Below are 23,465 nucleotides of genomic sequence, written 5' to 3'. Positions count from 1 at the left end.
GCCGACCGGAACCGGTCAGCGCCCTCCGATGCCGACATCCTCGCGATCCGCGTCCAACGGATCGACGATCTCCCCCTGCGCGGTAAGGGAGCCCTGGGCCAGCCGGGTCACCCTGGGGGGCACCGGCGGCTCCAGGCCAGCCACCACGCGCAGGCCGGAAAGGACGTCATCGGGCCGCACGGCGGGCGTTACCTGCCGTACGACAAGGTCGATTATCGCACACGGTACTCCCGTGGCCCCGGAAGGTAGGTCGGGCTCGCCCTCAACCGTGAGGCTCTTCACTGCCACACGCGCGTCGAAGGTGCGCTTTCCCTGCTTCGTCATGCGCTCCACCAGGACTTCCGGCGCCGCCAGGAAAGCAGCGACGGCGTCCTTGGCGGTTGCCGGCTCGACCTCCGGCAGCTCCAGCCGCCAGTGCGACGCGTCGATCCGGTCGGCCAGCCCCCCACCGCCCTCGGTGGCGATCACCGCCTCGAGGATGTCCAGGCCGGGCGAGAGAGCAGCGTCCAGCGCGACCCGCAACTGCTCCGGGTCGACCGGCGCCTGCAGGCCGATCTCCAGGTACTCCGCCTCGCTGCCGACGCCGGTCGGTGCCGCGCTGGCGTACGAGATCTTGGGGTGCGGGGTGAAGCCCTGGGAGAACGCGATCGGCACAGCGGCACGCCGCAACGCCCGCTCGAAGGCGCGAGCGAAGTCACGGTGTGAGGTGAAGCGCAGCGGACCGCGTTTGGCGTACCGCAGGCGGATCCGCTGCACGACCGGGGCCTGACCGCCCACGGGTTGGTTCTTGGGGGGAATGGTCCTTCTCCTATGCAGGAACCCGCAGGTTGTTTACGGGTGTGAGAGGGAGCAGCTTCTTGCCGGTCGGGCCGATCTGGATCTCGGTGTCCATGGACGGGCAGACACCACAGTCGAAGCAGGGGGTCCAGCGGCAGTCGTCCTGCTCGTACTCGCTCTTCGAGTCCTGCCAGTCCTGCCAGAGCCAGTCCTTGTCCAGACCGGAGTCCAGGTGGTCCCAGGGCAGCACCTCGAGCTCGTCGCGCTCCCGGGTGGTGAACCAGTCCAGGTCCACCCCGAACTCCGGGAGCACCTCGGCGCAGGCCTCCACCCAGCGGGAGTACGAGAAGTGCTCGGACCAGCCGTCGAACCGGCCGCCCTTCTCCCAGACCCGGCGGATGACCTTGCCGACCCGGCGGTCGCCGCGCGAGAGCAGGCCCTCGATCAGCGACGGCTCGCCGTCGTGGTAGCGGAAACCGATCGCCCGGCCCAGCGAACGGTCGCTGTTGATCTCCTGCTTGAGCATCTTGAGGCGGGCGTCGATGACCTCGGGGCGCTCCATCGAGGCCCACTGGAACGGGGTGTGCGGCTTGGGCACGAAGCCACCGATCGACACCGTGCAGCGGATGTCCTTGGTGCCGGCGGCCTCCCGGCCGGCCCGGATCACCTCGTGCGCCATGTGCGCGATCTCGAGGACGTCCTCGTCGGTCTCGGTGGGCAGGCCGCACATGAAGTACAGCTTCACCTGCCGCCAGCCGTTCGAGTACGCCGTGACGACCGTCCGGATCAGGTCTTCCTTGCTGACCATCTTGTTGATGACCTTGCGGATCCGCTCCGACCCGCCCTCGGGGGCGAAGGTCAGTCCGGTGCGCCGGCCGTTGCGGGACAGCTCCTGGGCCAGGTCGATGTTGAAGGCGTCCACCCGGGTGGAGGGCAGCGACAGCGAGACGTTGGTGTCCGCGTACTGCTCGGCCAGGCCGGAGCACATGTCGCCGATCTCCGAGTGGTCGGCGCTGGAGAGCGAGAGCAGGCCGACCTCGGAGAAGCCCGAGAACTCCAGGCCCTCCTTGACCATCTGGCCGACCGTGGTGATCGACCGCTCCCGCACCGGGCGGGTGATCATGCCGGCCTGGCAGAACCGGCAACCCCGGGTGCAGCCCCGGAAGATCTCCACCGCGTACCGCTCGTGGACCGTCTCAGCCAGCGGGACGAGGGGCTTCTTCGGGTACGGCCAGGCGTCCAGATCCATGGTGGTGCGCTTGGCCACCCGGAACGGCACGTCCGGCCGGTTCGGCACAACGCGCTGGATCCGGCCGTCGGGCAGGTAGTCCACGTCGTAGAAACGCGGCACATAGATGCTCTCGGTCCGGGCGAGACGCAGCAGCAGCTCGTCACGTCCGCCCGGGCGGCCCTCGGCCTTCCAGTCCCGGATGATCCCGGTGATCTCCAGGACCGCTTCCTCGCCGTCACCGAGCACGGCGGCGTCGATGAAGTCGGCGATCGGCTCCGGGTTGAAGCTGGCGTGCCCGCCCGCCAGCACGATCGGGTGGCTCTCGTCCCGGTCCGCGCTGTTCAGCGGGATCTGGGCGAGGTCCAGCGCGCTGAGCATGTTGGTGTAACCCAACTCGGTGGCGAACGACAGCCCGAGCACGTCGAACGCCTTGACCGGGCGGTGCGCGTCGACGGTGAACTGCGGGACGCCGTTCTCCTTCATCAGCGCCTCGAGGTCCGGCCAGACCGCGTAGGTGCGCTCGGCGAGCACGTCCTCCTGCTCGTTGAGCACCTCGTACAAAATCTGGACGCCCTGGTTGGGCAGGCCGACCTCGTACGCGTCGGGGTACATCAGCGCCCACCGCACCGTGGTGGCGTCCCAGTCCTTGACGACGGCGCCGAGCTCGCCGCCCACGTACTGGATCGGTTTGCTGACCCTGGGCAGCAGCTGCTCGAGCTGCGGGAAGACGGAACTCACGCTCATGGGTCTCCAGGGTACGCGGGTCAGGAGCCGAGTTCCGCCGCGGCCCTTTCCAGATCGGTGGCCAGCAGGTCGGTGCGGAACGCGCACAGCTGCAGGGTCATCCGGGCGGCGCCCCGTTCCCCGACCACCAGCTTGATCGGCTTCCCCCGGTCGTCCAGGTCTCCGACGATCAGGTCGAGCAGCCGCACCCCCGCGCTGTCCAGGAACGAGACCGCGGTCAGGTCGATCACCACCGCGTCCGCGTCGCTGATCCCGGCCACGATCGCCCGGCCGATGTCGTTGGCGTTCGCCAGGTCGATCTCGCCCCTGAGATGAACGAGTTCCGCGACACCCCGCTGAGAAAAACTGACCCCATGGTCGGTCATTGCCGATCTCCTCCCCGGTGCCGGCGCATGGTGACCGTCGTCCCCTCGCCACGGTCGATGAAGACCTCGTCCATCGAGTCCTCGATCAACTGCAATCCCCGGCCGGGTACGACCTCACCACCCTGCCCACGCCAGGTGCCACGGTCGCTGACCCGGATCTCCACGGCATCCTCGCTGATCGTGGCCGCGACGTCGACCACCCCGAACGGGTCGTCCCGATAACCGTGCTCGATCGCGTTGGCCACCGCCTCCGAGCAGGCCAGCAGCACCGCGTTCACGCAGTCGCTGTCCACCGCGTGCCCGATCAGCCAGCCGCGCAGGTCGGCCCGGAGCAGCGCGATCTGCAGCGGGTCGGCGCCGATCGAGCGTTCCAGCCGTTCCTCGGCGCCCAGCGTCAGGCAGAGCAGGCAGACGTCGTCGGCGTGGTCCCGGCCGACCATGGTGTCGGCGAGGCCGGCGGTCAGGCCCTTGAGCGGGGCGTCGCGCCGCCGGGCGTACTCCCGGGCCAGCACCTCGAAGCCGCGGTCGATGGGCCGGGTGCGGCGTTCCACCAGGCCGTCGGTGTAGAGCAGCAGGCGGCTGCCGGGCGCCAGGCGGATCCGCTGCTCGGTGCGTCGCCGGTCGCCGGCCCGGGAACCGAGCGGTGCGGACCGTGCCTGCAGAAGGTATTGCGGGGAGCCGGCCGGCTCGTGCAGCAGCGGGGGCAGGTGACCGGCGCACGCGTACGCCAGCTCCCCGCTGAGCAGGTCCACCTCGGCGTAGACGACGGTGGCCATCCGCGCCGACTCGACCCGCTCGCAGAACCGGTCCAGTTGCTCGATCACCAGGGCCGGCCCGTGCTCGGCCGAGGCGAGTGCCCGGATCGCGCTGCGCAGCTGCCCCATCGTGGTGGCCGCCTCGATGCCCCGGCCCACCACGTCGCCGACCACCACGGCCAGTTTGTTCGAGGTGATCATGAAGGCGTCGAACCAGTCGCCGCCGACCTCGAGATCCTGCGCCGCGGCCTGGTAATACGTCTCCACCGCGAACCGCGAGTCGCCGCCCGGCACGTCGGCGGCCAGCAGGCTGCGCTGCAGGGTACGCGCGATGGCGCGCTCCTGCTCGTAGAGCCGGCCGTTCTCCAGCGCCAGGCCGGCCCGGTCGCCCAGGTCGGTGAGGAAGAGCTTCTCCGCCTCCGCGTACCGCGGATCCGGCGTCATCCGCATGGCGAGGGTGCCCAGCACCCGGCCACGGGCGGTGAGCGGCAGGATCGTGCAGCCCAGCCCGTCACCGTCGGTGGCGAAGATCGGCGTGGTCGACGCGATCGCCTCGGCGACCCGGGCGGCGAGCAGCTCGGTGTCGGGCGCCGGACCGCCGGCGTCCTCCAGCAGGCCGGCCGGGCCGACCTGGAGCCGCACGGCGGCCCAGTCGGCGATCTCCGGCACCATCCGGTCGACCAGGCGGCGGGCGCGCTGCAGCAGGCGGTGCTCCTCGTCCAGCGCACCGGACAGCCCGGCCAGGAAGAGCGCCCGCTCCTCGCGGCGGCGGGTGTCGTCGTAGAGGCGTGCCCGGTCCAGCGCCTGACCGGCCTGCTGGCCGAGCAGGCGGATCACTCGCAGCTCACCGTCACTGAGCGTCCGCTCCTCGCGGAAGCTGAACGCCAGCACGCCGAGCACGACAAGGCCGTGGGAGTCGTCGGACGGGCCGGTGGTCAGCGGCAGCAGCACCACCGTGTTCCGGCCGGATCGGCGCATCGTCACGGCCAGGTCCGGGAAGTGCTCGTCGGCCTCGGCCAGCGAGGCGACCACGTGCAGGTCGCCGCGGCGGGCCACCTCCGCGACCGCCCGGTGCGAGGAGCGCGGCATGTCGTCCCAGTTGCCGGTGGTCGGGTCGGTGGAGGCGACCGCGACGAGCTGTTCGCGTTCCACGTCGACCAGATAGATGCTGCTGCTCGCCGCCCCGAAGGCGGGCTCGGGCGCCCGGACCACCGCCTCGGCGACCTCGGCCTGGGTCGGCGCGGCCGACAGGTCGGCCACTATCTGCTGGAGCACCCGGACGCGCTGCTCCGAGGCCTCGGCCGCACGGCGGGCGGCGAGCAGCTCCTTCTCGTAGCTGCGGCGTTCGGTCGCGTTGAACACCATGGTCCGGATGATCCGGGGCGACGAGTTGGGGCCACGCTCGAGCACCGAGTTGACCAGCGTCGGCAGCCGGCGACCGTCCTCCCGGACCAGCTCCAGCGCGATCTCGTGCACCTCGCCCTGCATGGTGAGCAGCGGCGCGTAATGGGTCTCGTGGTAGATCTGGTCGCCCGGAGTGAGCAGGTCACGGAACCGCCGGTGCCCGATCAGCTCCGCCCGCGAATATCCGGTCCAGGTCAGAAAGGTCTCGTTGACCCGAACGATCGTGCCGTCCGGGAGAGTCGTGAGATATCCGCACGGCGCGTGCTCGTACAAATCCTCAGGATCGTCGTCCCAGGGCAGTCGTAACTCTTGTGTCACGTCCGGCCCACCAGTCTCACTCACGCCACTGCTCCGCCGATCATGCCCGCTGTCTACAACCAGGACTTGATCGCGTCAACCGTCTCCCCCGGGGCGCTCAGGTTGGGGCAGTGCCCGGTCGCGTTCAGCGACACGAACGTGCTCCCCGGAATGTTCTTGTGGACGTACTCCCCGACCGCTGTGGGCGCGATCACATCGTCCGAGCATTGCAGAATCAGCACCGGGACGCGGGACCGGGACAGATCGTCCCGGTTGTCCGAGAGGAAGGTGACCCGGGCGAACTTCTTGGCGATCGCCGGGTCGGTGCGGCAGAAGCTGTTCGTCAGCTCGTCACCCAGCTCGGGCCGGTCCGGATTGCCCATGATCACCGGAGCCATCGCGCTGGACCAGCCGAGGTAGTTGCTGTCCAGGGACTCCAGCATCTCCTCGATGTCGGCATGGCCGAAGCCGCCGACATAGCCGTCCGCGTCGTCGTTGATGTACCGCGGCGAGGGGCCGATCATGACCAGGCCGGCGAAACGCTCCGGTTCCTCGTTGGCGGCCAGCAGGCCGATCATCGAGCTCACCGAGTGCCCGACGAAGATCACGTCGCGCAGGTCGTGCTCGTGAATGATCTCCAGAACGTCGTCGGCGTATCCCTGGAGGCTGGCATAGCGGTCGTCACGGTAGGCCGACAGGTCGGACCGGCCGTTGCCGACGTGGTCGAAGAGCACGATGCGGTGGGTGTCCGCGAAGGCGGACGTGACGTGACGCCACATGTTCTGATCGCAGCCGTACCCGTGCGCGAACATCATCGGCCGGCCGGCCGGGTTCCCGGACATGGTGACGGCGTTCCGCTGGGTGGTTCTCATCTCAGTCCTCCGAGGGCGGCGGCGAGGGGATCCGGGCACTACGGCCGCTGAGTCGCGTAGCGCCGGGTCCGGGTAACCATACGACTCCGGAGCGTCTCGCACATCGCCCTGGTTGTCCGGCATTCGCGTTCGGTGTCCCGTTCCGGCCCGGCCGTCCCGCTGGCGCAGCGACCTTAACCTGGGAGAAGACGTTCGTCTCCAGGCGTGCGGGAGGGAGCAGAGAAACCATGGCCGACCAGGAACCGGTCGACCCGACCACGGTCGCGGGCACTCCCGGACCGGCGCGCGCCGAGGACCCCGGCGACCCCGCCACGCTGGACCTGCCGGCCCGGTGGAGCGGCGCCGCCCCGGTGCGCCTCGCGGCGCCGCGACGGTCGAGGTGGGCGCGCCTGCGCGACCGCGTGAGCGGGACGCGGCCGGGCCCCGCGGAGCCGGACGACTGGGCCACCATGCCGGCCGTCGACCCTTGGGCGGACCAGGACACCCCGCTCTGGCCGGATACGTACGCGACGCAATCCCTCCAGCCGGACGCGACAGCCGTTCCGGGCGTCGATCTGCCGGCCACACGCTTCGACGCCGCCCCGCCGCCCACCCGGCTCGACGCGGCGGCCGCATCGCACCCCGGTGCTGCGTCCCCGGCGGCGGCGAAGGCGGCGGACGTCGCGGAGAAGGCGATGGCCGACGCTCTCGCGGCCGGCGCCAAGGTCGTCGAAGCCGCCCGGACAGCCGCCGCCATCGCCGCCGCGAAGGCCGCGGAACAGGCGGTGAAGGCCGCCACCCCGCGCATCCCTCCGCCCGGCACCTATCCGCCGCCCGCCGCCGGGACCGGCCTGCCGCCGGCCCGCACGCCGAAACTGCGCCCGTGGCGGCGGATCGCCCGCGCCGGGACCGCCGACCAGCCACGGATCCCGGTCCAGCCGCGCCCGGCGCCCGGCCACCCGGATGCGCTGACCCGCCCGGCCCCCGGCCGCCCGGTGCCCAGCCGCCCGGCCCCGCCACCATGGGCGGCCCGCCCGCCCCGGCGCCGCGGCCGGATCCGCCGCTGGATGCGCCGGATGACCCTGCTCGGCGTGCTCGGGCTGGTGCTCTGCTGCGGCGGCCCGCTGGCCTACTGGCAGTTCCCGGCGGCACGCCAGTTCCCGGTGACCGCCGTCCTGCCGTCCTCGTTCGCCGACCTCGACCTGCGCGACACCGCCGCCGGCCAGCGCGCCGCCGAACGGCTCGCCGGCCAACTGCAGGACACCGGTTCGGCGGGGGACGCGTTCGCCGGGATCTATGCCGACAAGCGCGGCAAACGCGTCACCCTCTTCGGCGTCACCGGCTGGCGGCTGACCCCCGGATCCGACGTGGACGCCCAGCTCGAACGGCTCACGGACGAGCTGAAACTCAAGGACGTGCAGTCGTTCGACCTGGGTGAGTTCGGCGCGCACGAGCGCTGCGGCGTCGGCCGGCTCGACGGCAACGCGGTGGTCGCCTGCGCCTGGGCCGACCACGGCAGCCTGGCCACCGCCGTGCTGACCCGCCGGTCGCTCACCGAGAGCGCCGAGCTGGTGGCCGAGCTGCGCGACGTCGTCCTGACCCCGGCGTTCTGAAGCGGGAGCGGGCAGCTCCGCCCGGCGGCCGCGGCACAGGCCGGACCCACCGCTCAGCTCGCGGTGTAGTCCGGGACCTGTCGTCGACCCGTACCCTCTAAGAAGTCTGATCCGCGCGTTTGGGCGCATAGCGCGGCACGTACTCCTGGCCGGTCAATTTCTGGATCTCGGCCATCACCTGATCGGTGAGCTCGCGCAACGCGCTCCGGTCCTCGGACCGGCCGATCGTGTCGATCGGCTTGCCGAACTTGATCGTGATGGTGTCCCGCATCAGCTTCGGGTACATCCGGCCGATCGGCTGCACCTTGTCGGTGCCGAGCGAGCCGACCGGGATGATCGGCACGCCGGCGGCCACCGCCAGGCGGGCCACGCCGGTGCGCCCGCGATAGAGGCGGCCGTCGGGCGAGCGGGTGCCCTCGGGGTAGACGGCGACCAGGTCACCGCCGCGCAGCGCCGGGATGGCGGCGTCGAACGCGGTGAGCGCGGCGCGCCCGCCGGCCCGCTCGACGCGGATGGCGCCGAGACCCTCCATCAGCTTGCGGTTGAGGAGGCCTTTGACACCGGTGCCGGTGAAGTAGTCCGATTTCGCCCAGAACGCCAGGTGGCGGGGCACGACCGCGCCGAGGAACAACTCGTCGGCGACGGACAGGTGGTTGCCGGCGAAGATCGCTCCACCGGTACGCGGTATGTGCTCGAGGCCTTCGACGCGCGGCCGCCAGCCAGTCATCAGCACGTTGCCGACCGTGACTTTGCCGATCGAGTAGAGCAGCGGCAACTCGTCCTCCGGGAACACCTGGGTAGGTCGTACAGGAAAGGGGTGCTGTGAGGTTATCGGACGACGAGGCTGAAGTATCTAACTGTTCTCGCGCCGCGGCCCGGACATTCGCCCACACCGGGCGAACATCCGGGCCAATCGGTTGTTCAGCCCGCTGTGACCTTGACCGCGACCTGCTCGCCGTCGCCGACCTCACCGGCGAAACCGCCGTCGAGATCACTGAACGACAGAGACGTGGCCAGGGTTTCGCCGGCGACGAACTCCCGGTGCGCCTCGACCGCCTCGCGCACCGCCGGCGATGCCGACAGCTCGAGCGAGATGCGGTCGCTGACGTCCAGGCCGGCGTCGCGACGGGCCTGCTGCACGACCCGGATCACGTCGCGGGCCAGGCCCTCGGCCGCGAGGGCCGGGGTGACGACGGTGTCCAGCACCACGACGCCTCCGCCGTCCGGCAGCGGCGCGGAGTTCTCCACGTCGGCCGCGACCAGCTTCAGCTCGTACTCCCCCTCGGCGAGCGTGACACCGGCCGCGACCGGAGCGCCCTCGACCAGCTGCCAGTCGCCGGACTTGACCGCCTTGATCACCTGCTGCACCTGCTTGCCGACCCGGGGGCCGAGCGCGCGGGGCACGACGGTCAGCACCTGCCGGCAGTACGCCGCGACGTCGTCGGTGAAGACCACGTCCTTCACGTTGATCTCGTCCTTGAGCAGATCCCCGAGACCCGCCAGGGCCGCGCCGGACGAGGTCGCCACGGTCGCCGACGCGAGCGGCAGCCGGACCCGCAGGCCCTTCGCCTTGCGCAGCGACAGCGCCGCCGAGGCCACGTCCCGGATCGCGTCCATCGACGCGACCAGCTCGTGGTCGGCCGGGAACTGCTCGGCCGAGGGCCAGTCGGTCAGGTGCACCGACCGGCCGCCGGTCAGGCCGCGCCAGATCTCCTCGGTGGTCAGCGGCGCGAGCGGCGCCACCACCCGGCAGAGGGTCTCCAGCACGGTCGCGAGGGTGTCGAACGCGTCCTCGTCACCGGCCCAGAAGCGGTCCCGGGAACGGCGGACGTACCAGTTGGTCAGGGCGTCCAGGTACGAGCGGACCGAGGCCGCCGCACCGGAGATGTCGTAGTCGTCCATCTGGCGCTGCACGTCGGTGACCAGCTCACGGGTCTTCGCGAGCACATAACGGTCGAGCAGATGCGTGGAGTCGGTCCGGAACTTCGCCTCATAGCCGGAAGCGTTGGCGTAGAGGCTGAAGAAGTACCAGACGTTCCAGAGCGGCAGCAGCACCTGCCGCACCGAGTCGCGGATCGCCGGCTCGGTGACCGGCATGTCCCCACCGCGCAGCACCGGCGACGACATCAGCATCCAGCGCATGGCGTCCGAGCCGTACGTGTCGAAGACCCGGTACACGTCCGGATAGTTGCGCAGCGACTTCGACATCTTCCGGCCGTCCTCGCCCAGCAGGATGCCGTGGCTCAGGCAGTTCCGGAACGCCGGCCGGTCGAACAGCGCCGTCGCCAGCACGTGCATGGTGTAGAACCAGCCACGCGTCTGCCCGATGTACTCGACGATGAAGTCGCCCGGGTAGTGGTGCTCGAACCAGTCCTTGTTCTCGAACGGGTAGTGCACCTGGGCGAACGGCATCGACCCGGACTCGAACCAGCAGTCCAGCACCTCGGGCACGCGCCGCATCGTGGACTTCCCGGTCGGGTCGTCCGGGTTCGGCCGGGTCAGCTCGTCGACGTACGGCCGGTGCAGGTCGGTGACCTTCACCCCGAAGTCGCGCTCCATCTCCGCGAAGGAGCCGTAGACGTCGACCCGTGGGTAGTTCGGGTCGTCCGACTTCCACACCGGGATCGGCGAACCCCAGAACCGGTTCCGGGAGATCGACCAGTCACGCGCGTTGGACAGCCACTTGCCGAACGAGCCGTCCTTGATGTGCCCTGGCGTCCAGTTGATCTCCTGGTTCAGCTCGACCATCCGGTCCCGGAACTGCGTCACCGCCACGAACCACGAGGACACGGCCTTGTAGACGAGCGGGGTGTCACAGCGCCAGCAGTGCGGGTACGAGTGCGTGTACCCGTCGTGGCGCAGCACCACGCCGCGCTCCTTCAGCGTGGCGATCACCGGCTTGTTGGCGTCGAAGACCTGCAGGCCCTGGAAGTCCGGGACCAGCGCGGTGAACCGGGTGTGGTCGTCGACGGTCACCACGGTCGGGATGCCGGCCGCGTTGCAGGTGTTCTGGTCGTCCTCACCGAAGGCGGGCGCCATGTGCACCACCCCGGTGCCGTCCTCGGTGGTGACGAACTCGGCGCCGAGCACCTGGAAGGCGTTCTCCCCGCCGGCCTCGACCAGGAAGTCGAACAGCGGCGTGTAACGGCGCCCGACCAGCTCTTCGCCGAGCACTGTGCCGACCTGCTCGTAGCCCTCCAGCTCCTTCGCGTAAGCCGCGACACGCGACGCACCCAGCAGCAGCTTCTGACCGTTCTCGTCGGAGAGGACGGCATATTCGATCGAGGGGCCCACTGCCAGCGCGAGGTTCGACGGCAGCGTCCACGGCGTCGTCGTCCACACCGCGATGTCCTCGCCGGAATCCAGCCGGAACTTCACCGTCAGCGCCGGATCCGTCCGATCCCGATAGACGTCGTCCATCCGCGTCTCGGTGTTCGACAACGGCGTCTCGCACCGGAAGCAGTAGGCCAGAACGCGGAAGCCCTCATAGACCAGGCCCTTGTCATGCAGCGTCTTGAACGCCCACATGACCGACTCCATGTAATTCGGGTCCAGCGTCTTGTAGTCGTCCGCGAAATCCACCCACCGGGCCTGGCGCGTGACGTAACGCTCCCAGTCCTTGGTGTACGCGAGCACCGACGTCCGGCAGGCCTCGTTGAACTTGTCGATACCCAGATCGACGATCTGCGCCTTCGTCGTGATGCCGAGCTGCTTCTCCGCCTCCACCTCGGCGGGCAGGCCGTGCGTGTCCCAGCCGAACCGCCGCTCCACCCGCTTGCCGCGCATCGTCTGATAGCGCGGGACCAGGTCCTTCACATAACCGGTGAAGAGGTGCCCGTAGTGCGGCAGCCCGTTCGCGAACGGCGGGCCGTCGTAGAACACGTACTCGTTGGTGCCGTTGTCCCCGGCCGGCCGCTGCGCGACGGAGGCCTCGAACGTCTTGTCGGACGCCCAGTGGTCGAGGACCCCGCGTTCGACCGCCGGCAGGTCCGGCGACGCCGGCACGCCGGTCGCATCACTGTGCTTCGGATAGGCCATCGGTAGTTCTCCTCAAGCAGTTCACATGTCGTGACTGCGAGGACGAGCGTTGTGCGCCCGCGGTACCACCTCGCTTGACGGGTCGCCCCGCCCGCTCATTCGCCGGATCTGCACGCGGTCCGGTCCGCCCGGTTCTACTAGGGCCGCCGGAGCGGAACCCGTTCTTCCGGAGGCTCCCCGGTGATGGCCGGTTCAATGCCTGCGTGCCGACAACGATACCGGGCGGCCCGCCATTCCCTCATCCGCATCACCCCCACCCCCATGTAGTACGACCTACGCAAGCACCCGTGGCTCCCCCGCGACCTACGTCGCTGGTCACGCCTTTGCCGCCACCGCCGGGCGGAGCTGCCAACCCCAGCGTGCCGACTTGGGGTCCCGTGCGAACCCCAAGTCACCACACTCGCCGTGAGTTACGGGTGCAGGGTGGTGGACCAGAGGCTCGCGCCGTCCCGGTCACGCAGGTGCACCGTGAACGCGCCCGACTCCCCGTCGATCGACACCTCGCCGAAATGCTGGAAGCCGCCCGCCGGGGATGTGTTCGCCACCGGCGGCGCGTTCACGAAGACCGCCTCGGGACCGAACGTGCCGTCCAGCGCGTTCGGCCCGAAGGCGCCGGCGTGCGCCGGCCCCGAGACGAACTCCCAGAACGGCGTGAAGTCCCGCACGGCGGCCCGCGCCGGGTCGTAGTGGTGCGCCGCGGTGTAGTGCACGTCTGCGGTGAGGAAGACGATGCCCTCCACCCGGTGCCGGTGCGCCGCCCGCAGCACCTCGGCGAACTCCAGCTCCCGGCCCAGCGGCGCGCCCGGGTCACCCTGCGCGACCCCTTCCTGGGCGGTCGCGCCGTCCGGCACCACGAGACCGAGCGGCAGGTCCGCGGCGATCACCTTCCAGGTGGCACGGCTGCGGCGGAGACCGTCGATCAGCCACTGCCGCTGCAGCGTGCCGAGCAGGCCGCGCTGCGGGTCGGCGTATGTGTTGCCGTCGTTGGGATCCTTGCGGGTGCGCATGTCCAGCACGAACACGTCGAGCAGTGGCCCGTACGAGATCTTCCGGTAGATCGGCGCGGTGCTGCCCGGCAGCGGCAGCCACTCCAGGTACGCCTGCCGCGCCCGGGTGGCGAGCACGTCCACCCGCTTCTCGGTGTACCGGGCGTCGGTCAGGATCTCGCCGGGGTACCAGTTGTTGGTGACCTCGTGGTCGTCCCACTGGTTGATCTGCGGCACCTCGGCCGCGAACCGGCGGTAGTGCTCGTCCAGCAGGTTGTACGCGTACTGCCCGCGGAACTCGTCGAGGGTCTCGGCCACCTTCGCCTTGGCGTCGGTCATCAGGTTCCGCCAGACGCGGCCGTCCGGGAGCGCGACAGTCTCGGTGAGCGGGCCGTCGGCGTACACCGTGTCGCCGCTGTGCAGCAGGAAGTCCGGCCGCCGGCGCCGCATCGACTCGAAGATCCGCATCCCGCCGAAGGCGGGGTCGATCCCCCAGCCCTGCCCCACCACGTCACCGGTCCAGACGAACCGGACATCCTGCCGGCGCGTGGGCGCGGTGGCCAGCCGGCCGGTGACCGGGGCACTGAACAGTCCCGGCCGGTCCAGGCTCTCCACCTTCACCCGGTAGAAGATCCGCTCGCCGTCCGGGAGGCCACGCAGCCGCACCTTGCCGGTGAAGTCGGTCGCCGGGGTGACCACCGGGCCGCGGATCACCCGGGACCCGCGGAAGTCGGGCCGCCGGCTGGTCTGCACCCAGAGCCGTCCGGGCCGGTCCGCCCGGCCCCACACGACCGCCGAGTTGCTGGTCGCGTCGCCGCTCTGCACGCCGTGGGTGAGCCGCGGCCGGGCCGCGCCGGCGGAGAACGCCGGCGCCTCGAACACGGCGCCGGCGACGCCACCCGCCAGGCCGGCGCGCAACAGGTCACGTCGTGAGATCGAAGACATACCGAGGTGTCTATCGATCCGATCTGGCCGCCGGGTGGCCGTCGCCTGAACCGTTCGTCAGAGCTTGGGGAACCAGAGGGCCAGCTCGCGCTGGGCGCTCTCCGGGGAGTCGGAGGCGTGCACCAGGTTCTCCCGGTTGGAGAGGGCCAGGTCGCCGCGGATCGTCCCGGCAGCCGCCTTCCGCCCGTCGGTGGCGCCGATCATCGCGCGCACCACCTCGATCACCGAGCCGCCGGAGAGCACCAGGGCGGCCAGCGGCCCGCTCGTCATGAAGTCCTTCAGCGGCGGGTAGAAGGCCTTGTCGACGTGCTCGGCGTAGTGCTCGTCGGCCAGGGAGGAGTCCATCGTGCGCAATTCCAGCGCCTCGATGACCAGACCCTTACGCTCGAAGCGGGACAGAATCTCGCCGAGCAGGCCGCGGCGGACCGCATCCGGCTTGACGAGGACGAGCGAACGCTCGGTGGTGCTGGACACGCGGTTCCTCCGTAAAGACGACTGCCGCGACACGCGGGAGGTTCAGCCTATCGGTACCACGAACGGGGCGAGCGGCGATGCCCGGAACGGCGTACTTTCGCGGAGCCACCGGCGGGCAATAACCTGACGGGAACAACCGGGAGGTCCACAGTGGCGAACCAGACCGGCCGGCCCATCGCACCCGCCCGCAAACTGGTGGCGGCGGTCATGGGCACGCTCGCGGTCTTCGTGATCGTTTTCGGGCTCGGCATGTCGAGCGGAGCGGTCGCCTTCTTCGGCGTCGCGGTCCTGCTCGTGGCCATAGCCCTGGCGCTGGTGCCGGTCTCCGGCCGCCGGGGTGGTCGCGCCACCGTGGCCGGCAACGCGGAGGTCGTCTCGATACCGCCGCCCCCGGTCTCCGCCGCGTACGGTCGCGCCGACATCGAGGCGATCGTGGTGGCCCCCGGCCTCGGCACCTTCGACACGGTGATCCGCGAGTCCCGCATCCCGGTCCCGAAATGGCCGGTCCCCGGCGCCACCGTGCCGATCACCGTGGACGTCGACGACACCCGGCGCGTCCGCGTGAACTGGAACGACGCCAGCCTGCGCGACGAGAGCGCCGAACCGCCGCTGCCGCCACCACCGGCCGCCGCCGACCAGGACGAGTTCGACGACGACGTGCTCGGCGCCGTCGGCCCCACGCCGTGGGAGGGCCGCGACCGGGACTGGGTCTTCGACCCCGAAGACCCGGCGTCGCCGCCCCCACCGCCGCCGCCCGGCCCGCGCCCCGCGGCCGGCTTCGACGACGGCCGGGTCACCGCGCCGGTGGTGGTCCGCGACACACCCACCGGCACGATAGTGGAGGGCCAGCTGGTCAGCGGGGCCGAAGAGCCCACGCCCCTCCCCCGCCGTGCGCCCGGCGCCAGCCATTTCACCCCCGCCGAACCGGCGCCCGGTGAGGCGGCCGACGACTTCCCGCCCCCGCCACCACCTGGCTCCTACTCCGCCTCCTACACCCCCACCTCCGGGGGCGGTTCCTACGCCTCCGGCGCCGCTCCCAGCGGTTCTTACACCGCCGGCCGCGCTCCCGGCACCCGGCCCAGCCCCAAGCGCCGCAGCAGCGGGGCCACCGCGACCGCGGAGCGGGCGGACCCGACGTCGGGCGCCCCCGGCGAGCCCACGCCCGAGCCGGACGCACCCACGGCCACCACCACCACCACCGCTGCTGCCGCCACCCCTGCTGCCGCCACGGCCACCACCGGTCGCCCTCCGACGCAGCGCCCGCCGGCCGAGTCGGAGTCCACCCACTTCGCAGCCGCCGAGCCCGGCTCGACCCGAACCGGAGCCGGCCGGCCCGAGGCGACCCGGCCTGAGTACGCCCGGCTCGAGTCCCTCCGGCGCGAATCCGCCCAGCCCGAGTCCGACCAGTCCGAGACCGTCCAGTCCGAATCCGACCAGTCCGAGTCCGACCGGTCCGAGACTGCCCCGTCCGAGACTGCCCGGTCTGACGCCGACCTCCTGCTCGACATCCCGCTGGACGAGCCCGACCGCCCCGCCCGCCCGGCCGACGCCACAACCGCCTGGGCGCCCACCGGCGCCCCCGCGGAACCTCCCGCAGCGGAGGCACCCAGCGCTCCGCCCGCGACCCGGGCAACCGACACCGTGAGCTCGTCCGCTGCCCAGCCCCACACAGCCGATGCCCCCGAGCCGCGCGCGGACGACAAGCCCGACTCGCCCACCGGCCGGTCAGCAGCCGGCGTCACCGGCGCCTTCGTCGCGGGCGCCGCGGCGGCAACCGTCGCGGCGGCCAAGAGCATCTGGGACCGGCGACCGGCCGCCAAGAGTTCCCCCAAGGACCCGGCCGCCGAAGCCGACACGGTCGCGTGGCCCGCCACCCGCACCGGCCCTGGCCCGGGCCCTGACACCGGCACCGGCACCGGCACCGGCACCGGCGCCGGCACCGGCACCGGCGCCGGCACCGGAGACCCTGCTCCCCCCGCAGACCGGGACGCGCTCCCGGACGACAGCGAACCGGCACACCAGCCGGAGACGCCCCCCGGCCGGACCCGCTTCTACTCCCAGCCCGACGAGGTCACCGAACAGTTCCTCGCCGACCAGGCCGGCCGCCCGGAGCCCACGCCGACCGCGGTCCGTCCCACGCCCCGCCCCGAGCCCGTGTCCTCGCCGGTGCCCGCTCCGGTCACCACCCCGCCCGTCGCCCCGGAGCCGGACCGGCCCTTCCCCACCGCACCACCGCCGGAGATCCCGCGACCGGCCACCCCGATCGACGAGATCGACATCCCCCTCGACGAGCCCGCGCCGGCAACCACCCGTGCCGCAGCCGACGACCCCGTCGACATCCCCCTGACCGACAACCCGGACCAGGCGCCCGAAGCCGAGCTTCCCGCGACCCGGGCCATGGCCGACGGTGTCATCGCGCCCCCGGCCGCCGAGGTGCCCGGCGATCTTCCGGCTGACCCACCGTCCGACGTCACGGAGCCGCTGCCACCCCCGGACACAGGCACCGCGCCCGACCGCATCACCACGTTCTCGGAGGACGCGATCCCCGCCGCCGCCGTCCCGCTGACCGCGCCCACCGCAAGCGCGGCCCCGCCGCAAGCGCCCGCCGCAAACACGCCCCCGCCGCAAGCGCCCACCGCAAGCGCGGCCACGCCGGAAGCACCCACCGCAAGCGCGGCCCCGCCGGAAGCACCCGCTCCGCCGGTCATCACACCGTTGATGAGCACAGGCACGCCGGCTTCCAGCGCCTCAGCCGGCGAGACGGAACCGGCTGCCCCGGCCCGGACCGGCAGCCCGTGGGGAGACTTCGGCGGTGCCTCGGAGCCGGACGACCAGGTGGGCGAGGTCATCACCGCCTATCCGAGCGCCCGCCCCGGGCCGGCCGGCGCGATCCACGGTGTGGGCATCACCGTCCTGGTCACCGACCTCGATCGGTCGGTCACGTTCTACCGGGACATCCTCGGCTTCTTCGAGATCGACAACGGCGACGAGAGTGCGGTGCTCGCGTCCGGCGACACCCGGATCGTGCTGCGTACCGTGCACAACCTCGCCGCCGAAGCCGGCCGCCTGATCCATCTGAACCTCGAGGTCGGCGACGTTCAGGCCGTCTACGACGAGCTGCGCGAGAAGGGCGTCAAGTTCGTTCACACCCCGCGCTCGATGAACCGTGGCGACAAGCTGGAGCTGTGGTCCGCCACCTTCCGGGACCCGGACAACCACAACATCGCCATCACCCAGTGGCGGGCCGTCCGCTGACGCGCTGACGAACCGGCACCCATCGTGGGTTTCCGCCGGCAGCACTCAGGAACCGGACGCGACGCTGGGCCGCCCTTACACCGGCGCGGCGCTGGGCCGCGCCCTTCCACCCGAAGCGGGATGAAGGGCGCGGATCAGCCGAGGATCGACCGGCGAACGTAGGCGGCGTAACCCCAGGCCGCACCGAACAGGAGCCCGATGACCGCAAGCGACCAGTGCAGCAGCCCGCAGGCGATGAGCAGCCCCTGGAGCACCGCGCCGGCCGTCCACGCCCAGCTGTGGCGCATCATCCCGGCCAGCAGGGCCGCCAGGACGGCCAGCGCGATCACCGCCGCCACACCCCAGCCGCTGAGGTCGCCGCCCAGGATGCGGATCGGCTGGATGGCCAGGAGCAGCACGATCGCCTCCAGCGCCAACGTGCCGGCGCCGAGTCCTCGTACAGCCGCCTGGGGGTTGCGAAGGCCGGAAGGCCGCGCCGCGGCAGTGGGCTCGCCCTCCGCCGGCATCGTGCCTTCCTCGGGGCCGGTCATCGTTTGAGCAGCTTCCGCGCGTCGGCGACGGTGACCACCGAGCCGGTGACCAGCACACCGACGCCGCTCATCTCACCGGACGCGTCCTCCTCGGCCAGCACCACGGCTTCCTCGATGGCGTCCGGCATGTTCGCCGCGACCGTGACCCGGTCCTCCCCGAAGACCGCGACCGCATGCTGCCCCAGCTCTTCAGCGGTCATCGAGCGGTTCGAGCTGTTCTGCGTGACGACGATCCGGGCGACCACCGGCTCCAGCAGGTCGAGCAGGCCGGTGACGTCCTTGTCGGCGAACACCGCGAGCACCGCGACGAGGTGGCGGAAGCTGAACTCCTCCTCCAGCGCGGCCACCGTGGCGGCCATGCCGTGCGGGTTGTGCGCGCCGTCGAGCAGGATGGCCGGCGCGCTGCGGACGCGTTCCAGGCGTCCCGGCGAGTCGACCTCGGCGAAGCCCTCACGGACCAGGTCGATCTCCAGCTGCTTGCCGGGGCCGGCGCCGAGGAACGCCTCGACCGCGGCGAGCGCCAGCGCCGCGTTCTGCGCCTGGTGGGCGCCGAAGAGAGGCAGGAAGACCTCCTCGTACACCCCGCCGAGCCCTTGCAGGGTGAGCACCTGGCCGCCGACCGCCTGGGTCCGCTCGACGATGCCGAATTCGCTGCCCTCGCGGGCGAGGGTCGCGCCCATGTCCGCGCAGCGTTCGAGGATGGGCCGCATGGCCTCCTCGGTCTGCAGCGCGGTGATCACGGTGGCACCCTGGTGGATGATGCCGACCTTGTGCCAGGCGATGTCCTCGATGGTGTCGCCGAGCCACTCGGTGTGGTCCAGCCCGATCGGCGTGAGCACGCACACCCCCGCCTCGATGACGTTGGTGGCGTCCTCCTCGCCGCCGAGTCCGACTTCGACCACCGCGATGTCGACCGGCGCGTCCGCGAACGTCGCGTATGCCATCGCGGTCGTCATGTCGAAGTAGGTCAGCGGTTCCGGGTTGCGCGCGTCGATCAGGTCGGCGAGCGGGGCCACCTCGTTGTACGTGGTGACCAGCCGCTCCTCGGACACCGGCTCGCCGTCGAGGCTGATCCGTTCCCGGACCGTCTCCAGGTGCGGGCTGGTGTAGCGGCCGGTGTGCAGACCGTGCGCCCGGAGCAACGCGTCGATCATGCGGGCCGTGCTGGTCTTGCCGTTGGTGCCGGTCAGGTGGACGGCCGGGTACGCCCGTTGAGGGCTGCCCAGCACGTCCATCAGATCCCGGATCTTCTGCATGTCGAAGACCATGCGGGTGAAGCCGCGCTCGTTGAGTGCGGCCTCGACCTCGGTGTACTCGCTCATGCTCAGCTTTCTTCAAGCCCTACTCAGGCGGACGGAAGTGCTTCCAGGGCGGCGGCGATCCGGACCAGGTCGGCCTCGGCCGTCGCCAGACGGTCCTTGATCTTCGCGACGACCTGCTCGGGGGCCTTGCCGACGAACGCCTCGTTGCCGAGCTTGGCACGGCACTGGGTGGCCTCCTTCTCGGCGGCCGCCCGGTCCTTCTCCAGCCGGGCCCGCTCGGCCGCGACGTCGATCGCGCCCCGGGTGTCCAGGTCGACCGTGATGCCCCCGGTCACCGCGAGCGTGGCGGTGGCCGCGAAGTCGGCGCCGGGCGCGTCGAGCCGGGCCAGCGAGCGGATCAGCGGCTCGTGCGTGTCGATGCCGACGTTGCCCAGGCCGGTGAGTGCCGCGGTGACCCGCTGGCTCGGCTTGAGTCCCTGATCGGACCGGAACCGCCGCACCTCGGTGACGACCTTCTGCAGGGCAGCCACCTCCTCCTCGGCCGCGTCGTCGACGAGGGCGTGGTCGACGGCCGGCCAGGCGGCCCGCCCGACGGTCTCGCCGCCGGTGAGTGCGATCCACAGCTCCTCGGTGACGAACGGGATCACCGGGTGCAGCAGCCGGAGCAGCTGGTCGAGCACGTGACCCAGCACCCGCCGGGTGGCCGCGCCACCCTCGGCCAGCACCGGCTTGCTCAGCTCGAGGTACCAGTCGCAGACGTCGTCCCACGCGAAGTGGTAGAGCGTGTCGCAGACCTTCGCGTACTCGTACGAGTCGAACTGCTCGTTGACCTCGGCGATGGTGTGCTGCAGGCGGGACAGCACCCACTTGTCGACCGCGGACAGCTCGGCGGCTTCCGGCAGCGGCCCGTCCACGGTCGCGCCGTTCATCAGCGCGAACCGGGTGGCGTTCCACAGCTTGTTGCAGAAGTTACGGGAGCCCTGGCACCACTCCTCGCTGACCGGCACGTCGGAGCCGGGGTTGGCGCCGCGGGCCAGCGTGAAGCGGGTGGCGTCGGCGCCGTACCGGTCGATCCAGTCGAGCGGGTCCACGACGTTGCCGAACGACTTCGACATCTTCTTGCCGAACTGGTCTCGGACCATGCCGTGCAGATTGACCACGTCGAACGGCTGCTTCCCGTCCATCGCGTACAGGCCGAACATCATCATCCGGGCGACCCAGAAGAAGAGGATGTCGTACCCGGTGACCAGCACGCTGGTCGGGTAGAACTTCTCCAGCTCGGCGGTCTGCTCCGGCCAGCCCAGCGTGGAGAACGGCCACAGCCCGGAGGAGAACCAGGTGTCGAGGACGTCCTCGTCCTGGCGCCAGCCCGCACCCGACGGCGGCTGCTCGTCCGGCCCGACGCAGACGACTTCACCGTCCGGGCCGTACCAGACCGGGATGCGGTGCCCCCACCACAGCTGACGTGAGATGCACCAGTCGTGCATGTTGTCGACCCAGGCGAAGTACCGCTTCGACAGCTCGACCGGCTCGATCCGCACCCGGCCGTCGCGCACCGCGTCGCCGGCCGCCTTCGCCAGCGGGCCGGTGTTGACGAACCACTGCAGCGACAGCCGCGGCTCAACCGTGGTCTTGCAACGCGAGCAGTGCCCGACGGAGTGCACATAGGGACGCTTCTCGGCGACGATCCGGCCCTGCTCACGAAGGGCGGCCACGATGGCCGGTCGCGCTTCGTACCGATCAAGACCTTCGAACGGCCCGGGTACGGTGATGACCGCGCGCTCGTTCATGATGGCGGGACTGGGCAGCCCGTGCCGCTGGCCGATCTCGAAGTCGTTCGGGTCGTGTGCCGGGGTCACCTTCACCGCGCCGGTGCCGAACGACGGGTCGACGTGCTCGTCGGCCACGATCGGGATGCGCCGGCCGGTCAGCGGCAGCTCCACCTCGGTGCCGACGAGGTGCTGGTAACGCTCGTCGTCGGGGTGCACGGCCACCGCGGTGTCACCGAGCATCGTCTCGGCCCGGGTGGTGGCGACGACGATCGCGTTCTCCCCCTCGCCGTAGCGGATGGAGACCAGCTCGCCCTCGTCGTCGGTGTGCTCGACCTCGATGTCGCTGAGCGCGGTGAGACAGCGCGGGCACCAGTTGATGATGCGGTTGGCCCGGTAGATGAGCTCGTCGTCGTACAGCCGCTTGAAGATCGTCTGCACTGCGCGGGACAGGCCCTCGTCCATGGTGAAGCGCTCACGGGACCAGTCGACCGAGTCGCCGAGCCGCCGCATCTGCCCGAGGATCGCGCCGCCGGACTCGGCCTTCCACTCCCAGACCCGCTCGACGAACTTCTCCCGGCCCAGGTCGTGCCGGGACAGCTGCTGCTCGGCAAGCTTGCGCTCGACCACGTTCTGCGTCGCGATGCCGGCGTGGTCCATGCCCGGCAGCCAGAGCACCTCGTAACCCTGCATCCGCTTCAACCGGATCAGCGTGTCCTGGATGGTGTGGTCCAGGGCGTGCCCGACGTGCAGCGAGCCGGTCACGTTGGGCGGCGGGATGACGATGGTGAACGGCGGCTTGTCGCTCTTCGGGTCGGCGGTGAAGTAGCCCTCCGATACCCAACGCTCGTACCGCCGCTGCTCTACCTCGCCCGGCTGGTACTGGGCGGAGAGGCCACCGGTGGGCCGGCTGTCGGGGGTACGGGCTTCGGTTGCATCGGTCACCCGACAAGTCTACGGAGCCCCGCCGAGGGACTGGTATTGGCACCTCCTTCCGAGGGGGGACGGTAGGCTCGCCGGATGTCGGACCGTGGCCAGCACATCCCTTCATCCGCGGACCCTTCTTCGCCGGCGGCTCCGCCCGCGTCCTCGCCGGCGTCCTTGCCTGATCCCGAGCCTGGACCGGAGGAGAGCGCGCCGATCGAGATCGACGAGGCCCCGTTCCGGCTCGGCACCGGGGCCGAGGGCGAGGAGCCGGAGACCGACGAGTCCCGCAGCAAGGTCCGGACCGTCGTCCTGAGCGCCCTGCTCGTCGTGTCCCTCGCCGGTGTGGCCACCCTCGGCTGGTTCGCCTTCAAGGTCAACTCGCAACGGGACACGACGCTCTCCGCACCGCCCCAGGTCGGCCAGCTCAAGATAAACAGCAGCGAAGACGCCTCCGCCACCGCGGACTACCTGCAGGGCGCCCTCTCGGCCGAGATCACGATGGACAAGACGGTCGGTGCCGTCTACTCCGCACCGGACGGCAAGAGCGTGCTGTTCTTCGGCGGCACGACGCTGCTGTGGTCGCCCGAGACGGACCTGGACACCTCGTTCGAGCTCATCTCCGACGAGGAGGGTGCGGTGACCGACCTGCGGGAGGTCGAGGCCGGCGAGCTCGGCGGCGTGATGAAGTGCGGCGTCACGCACTCCGAGGGCACTGATCTCACCGTCTGCGGCTGGGCGGACCACGGGAGCCTCGCGCTGGCGATGTTCCCCGACCAGACCGAGTCCGCCGCGGCGCCGCTCATGCTCGAGATCCGCAAAGCCGCCCAGACCCGAGACTGACAAACCCCTGTCGTCGCCGCCTCAAACCAGTGTGTGAAGTTGTGGTCGGATTCGCACCTCAACTTCACACACAGGGTTGGCGCCTGGGGAATGCAGAAAGGCCCACCCGAATGTTCGGGTGGGCCTTTCTGTTCACGTTGAGTCCGGCGGCGTCCTACTCTCCCACACCCTCCCGAGTGCAGTACCATCGGCGCTGGCGGGCTTAGCTACCGGGTTCGGAATGAGACCGGGCGTTTCCCCACCGCTATGACCACCGAAACAACCATCAGCACCACAAACATCCAACAACCTTAGGGTACGACCGGTTACCGGCCACACCACCAAAGGGTGGTTGTTCGTTTGCTGTGAATCACACAGTGGACGCAAGCGCAATGTTTAGGGTGGTTAAGCCCTCGGCCTATT

15 protein-coding genes and 1 rRNA gene are annotated in these 23,465 nt (G+C 70.8%); 3 read left to right on the top strand and 13 right to left on the bottom strand.

Annotated elements, in window-relative coordinates:
* Positions 1–15: 15 nt before the first annotated feature.
* From AC0NH5_RS29465 to AC0NH5_RS29445, 5 genes are read right to left on the bottom strand one after another with little or no spacing between them, the layout of a single operon-like run.
* Positions 16–756 carry a TIGR03936 family radical SAM-associated protein gene (locus AC0NH5_RS29465; RefSeq protein ID WP_474409946.1) on the bottom strand — a complete coding sequence of 247 codons (741 nt, stop codon included), beginning with the start codon at positions 754–756 and terminating at the stop codon, positions 16–18.
* Positions 757–808: 52 nt separating this feature from the next.
* Positions 809–2,752: a TIGR03960 family B12-binding radical SAM protein gene (locus AC0NH5_RS29460; RefSeq protein WP_474409945.1), complete on the bottom strand. Its 1,944-nt coding sequence runs from the start codon at positions 2,750–2,752 to the stop codon at positions 809–811.
* A 20-nt stretch (positions 2,753–2,772) separates the two neighbouring features.
* Entirely contained in the window at positions 2,773–3,117 is a 345-nt protein-coding gene (locus AC0NH5_RS29455) for an STAS domain-containing protein (protein ID WP_474409942.1), read from the bottom strand.
* Positions 3,114–5,618, bottom strand: coding sequence for a SpoIIE family protein phosphatase (locus AC0NH5_RS29450; protein ID WP_474409940.1), 2,505 nt, complete (start codon positions 5,616–5,618; stop codon positions 3,114–3,116). Before AC0NH5_RS29450 ends, AC0NH5_RS29455 begins: the two co-directional genes overlap by 4 nt.
* Positions 5,619–5,647: 29 nt before the next feature.
* Positions 5,648–6,445, bottom strand: coding sequence for an alpha/beta fold hydrolase (locus AC0NH5_RS29445; RefSeq protein ID WP_474409939.1), 798 nt, complete (start codon positions 6,443–6,445; stop codon positions 5,648–5,650).
* A 227-nt stretch (positions 6,446–6,672) separates the two neighbouring features.
* Between AC0NH5_RS29445 and AC0NH5_RS29440 the strand changes: the two genes are divergently transcribed.
* A complete protein-coding gene (locus tag AC0NH5_RS29440; RefSeq protein WP_474409937.1) occupies positions 6,673–8,037 on the top strand; it encodes a hypothetical protein in 1,365 nt (454 codons plus the stop codon).
* A 97-nt stretch (positions 8,038–8,134) separates the two neighbouring features.
* Here AC0NH5_RS29440 and AC0NH5_RS29435 read toward each other — a convergent pair whose 3' ends face one another.
* From AC0NH5_RS29435 to ndk, 4 genes are all read right to left on the bottom strand, one after another.
* Positions 8,135–8,812, bottom strand: coding sequence for a lysophospholipid acyltransferase family protein (locus tag AC0NH5_RS29435; protein ID WP_474410147.1), 678 nt, complete (start codon positions 8,810–8,812; stop codon positions 8,135–8,137).
* A 146-nt stretch (positions 8,813–8,958) separates the two neighbouring features.
* Positions 8,959–12,075, bottom strand: coding sequence for an isoleucine--tRNA ligase (gene ileS, locus AC0NH5_RS29430; protein WP_474409935.1), 3,117 nt, complete (start codon positions 12,073–12,075; stop codon positions 8,959–8,961).
* A 410-nt stretch (positions 12,076–12,485) separates the two neighbouring features.
* Positions 12,486–14,006: an alkaline phosphatase D family protein gene (locus AC0NH5_RS29425; protein WP_474409933.1), complete on the bottom strand. Its 1,521-nt coding sequence runs from the start codon at positions 14,004–14,006 to the stop codon at positions 12,486–12,488.
* 57 nt (positions 14,007–14,063) lie between these two features.
* On the bottom strand, positions 14,064–14,480 hold the full coding sequence (ndk, locus tag AC0NH5_RS29420; RefSeq protein WP_474409931.1) for a nucleoside-diphosphate kinase: 417 nt from the start codon (positions 14,478–14,480) through the stop codon (positions 14,064–14,066).
* A 150-nt stretch (positions 14,481–14,630) separates the two neighbouring features.
* Between ndk and AC0NH5_RS29415 the strand changes: the two genes are divergently transcribed.
* Positions 14,631–17,735 (top strand): VOC family protein, encoded by a 3,105-nt coding sequence (locus tag AC0NH5_RS29415; protein ID WP_474409929.1) that lies wholly within the window; start codon positions 14,631–14,633, stop codon positions 17,733–17,735.
* A 134-nt stretch (positions 17,736–17,869) separates the two neighbouring features.
* Here AC0NH5_RS29415 and AC0NH5_RS29410 read toward each other — a convergent pair whose 3' ends face one another.
* From AC0NH5_RS29410 to AC0NH5_RS29400, 3 genes are read right to left on the bottom strand one after another with little or no spacing between them, the layout of a single operon-like run.
* Positions 17,870–18,265, bottom strand: a complete 396-nt coding sequence (locus AC0NH5_RS29410; protein ID WP_474409927.1) for a DUF4233 domain-containing protein — start codon at positions 18,263–18,265, stop codon at positions 17,870–17,872.
* On the bottom strand, positions 18,262–19,587 hold the full coding sequence (locus AC0NH5_RS29405) for a bifunctional folylpolyglutamate synthase/dihydrofolate synthase (protein WP_474409926.1): 1,326 nt from the start codon (positions 19,585–19,587) through the stop codon (positions 18,262–18,264). The genes AC0NH5_RS29410 and AC0NH5_RS29405 overlap by 4 nt, the downstream gene beginning before the upstream one ends.
* A gap of 23 nt (positions 19,588–19,610) precedes the next feature.
* Positions 19,611–22,241 carry a valine--tRNA ligase gene (locus AC0NH5_RS29400; RefSeq protein WP_474409925.1) on the bottom strand — a complete coding sequence of 877 codons (2,631 nt, stop codon included), beginning with the start codon at positions 22,239–22,241 and terminating at the stop codon, positions 19,611–19,613.
* Between the two features lie 156 nt (positions 22,242–22,397).
* Here AC0NH5_RS29400 and AC0NH5_RS29395 point away from each other — a divergent pair, with 156 nt between their 5' ends.
* Positions 22,398–23,063, top strand: coding sequence for a hypothetical protein (locus AC0NH5_RS29395; RefSeq protein ID WP_474409924.1), 666 nt, complete (start codon positions 22,398–22,400; stop codon positions 23,061–23,063).
* A 141-nt stretch (positions 23,064–23,204) separates the two neighbouring features.
* Here AC0NH5_RS29395 and rrf read toward each other — a convergent pair.
* Positions 23,205–23,321 (bottom strand): 5S ribosomal RNA (rrf, locus tag AC0NH5_RS29390).
* Positions 23,322–23,465 lie beyond the last annotated feature (144 nt).

Source organism: Actinoplanes sp. 13 (assembly GCF_056134165.1).
The sequence above is the reverse complement of the archived record's forward strand: the minus strand, read 5'-3'. Positions and strand labels throughout refer to the sequence as shown.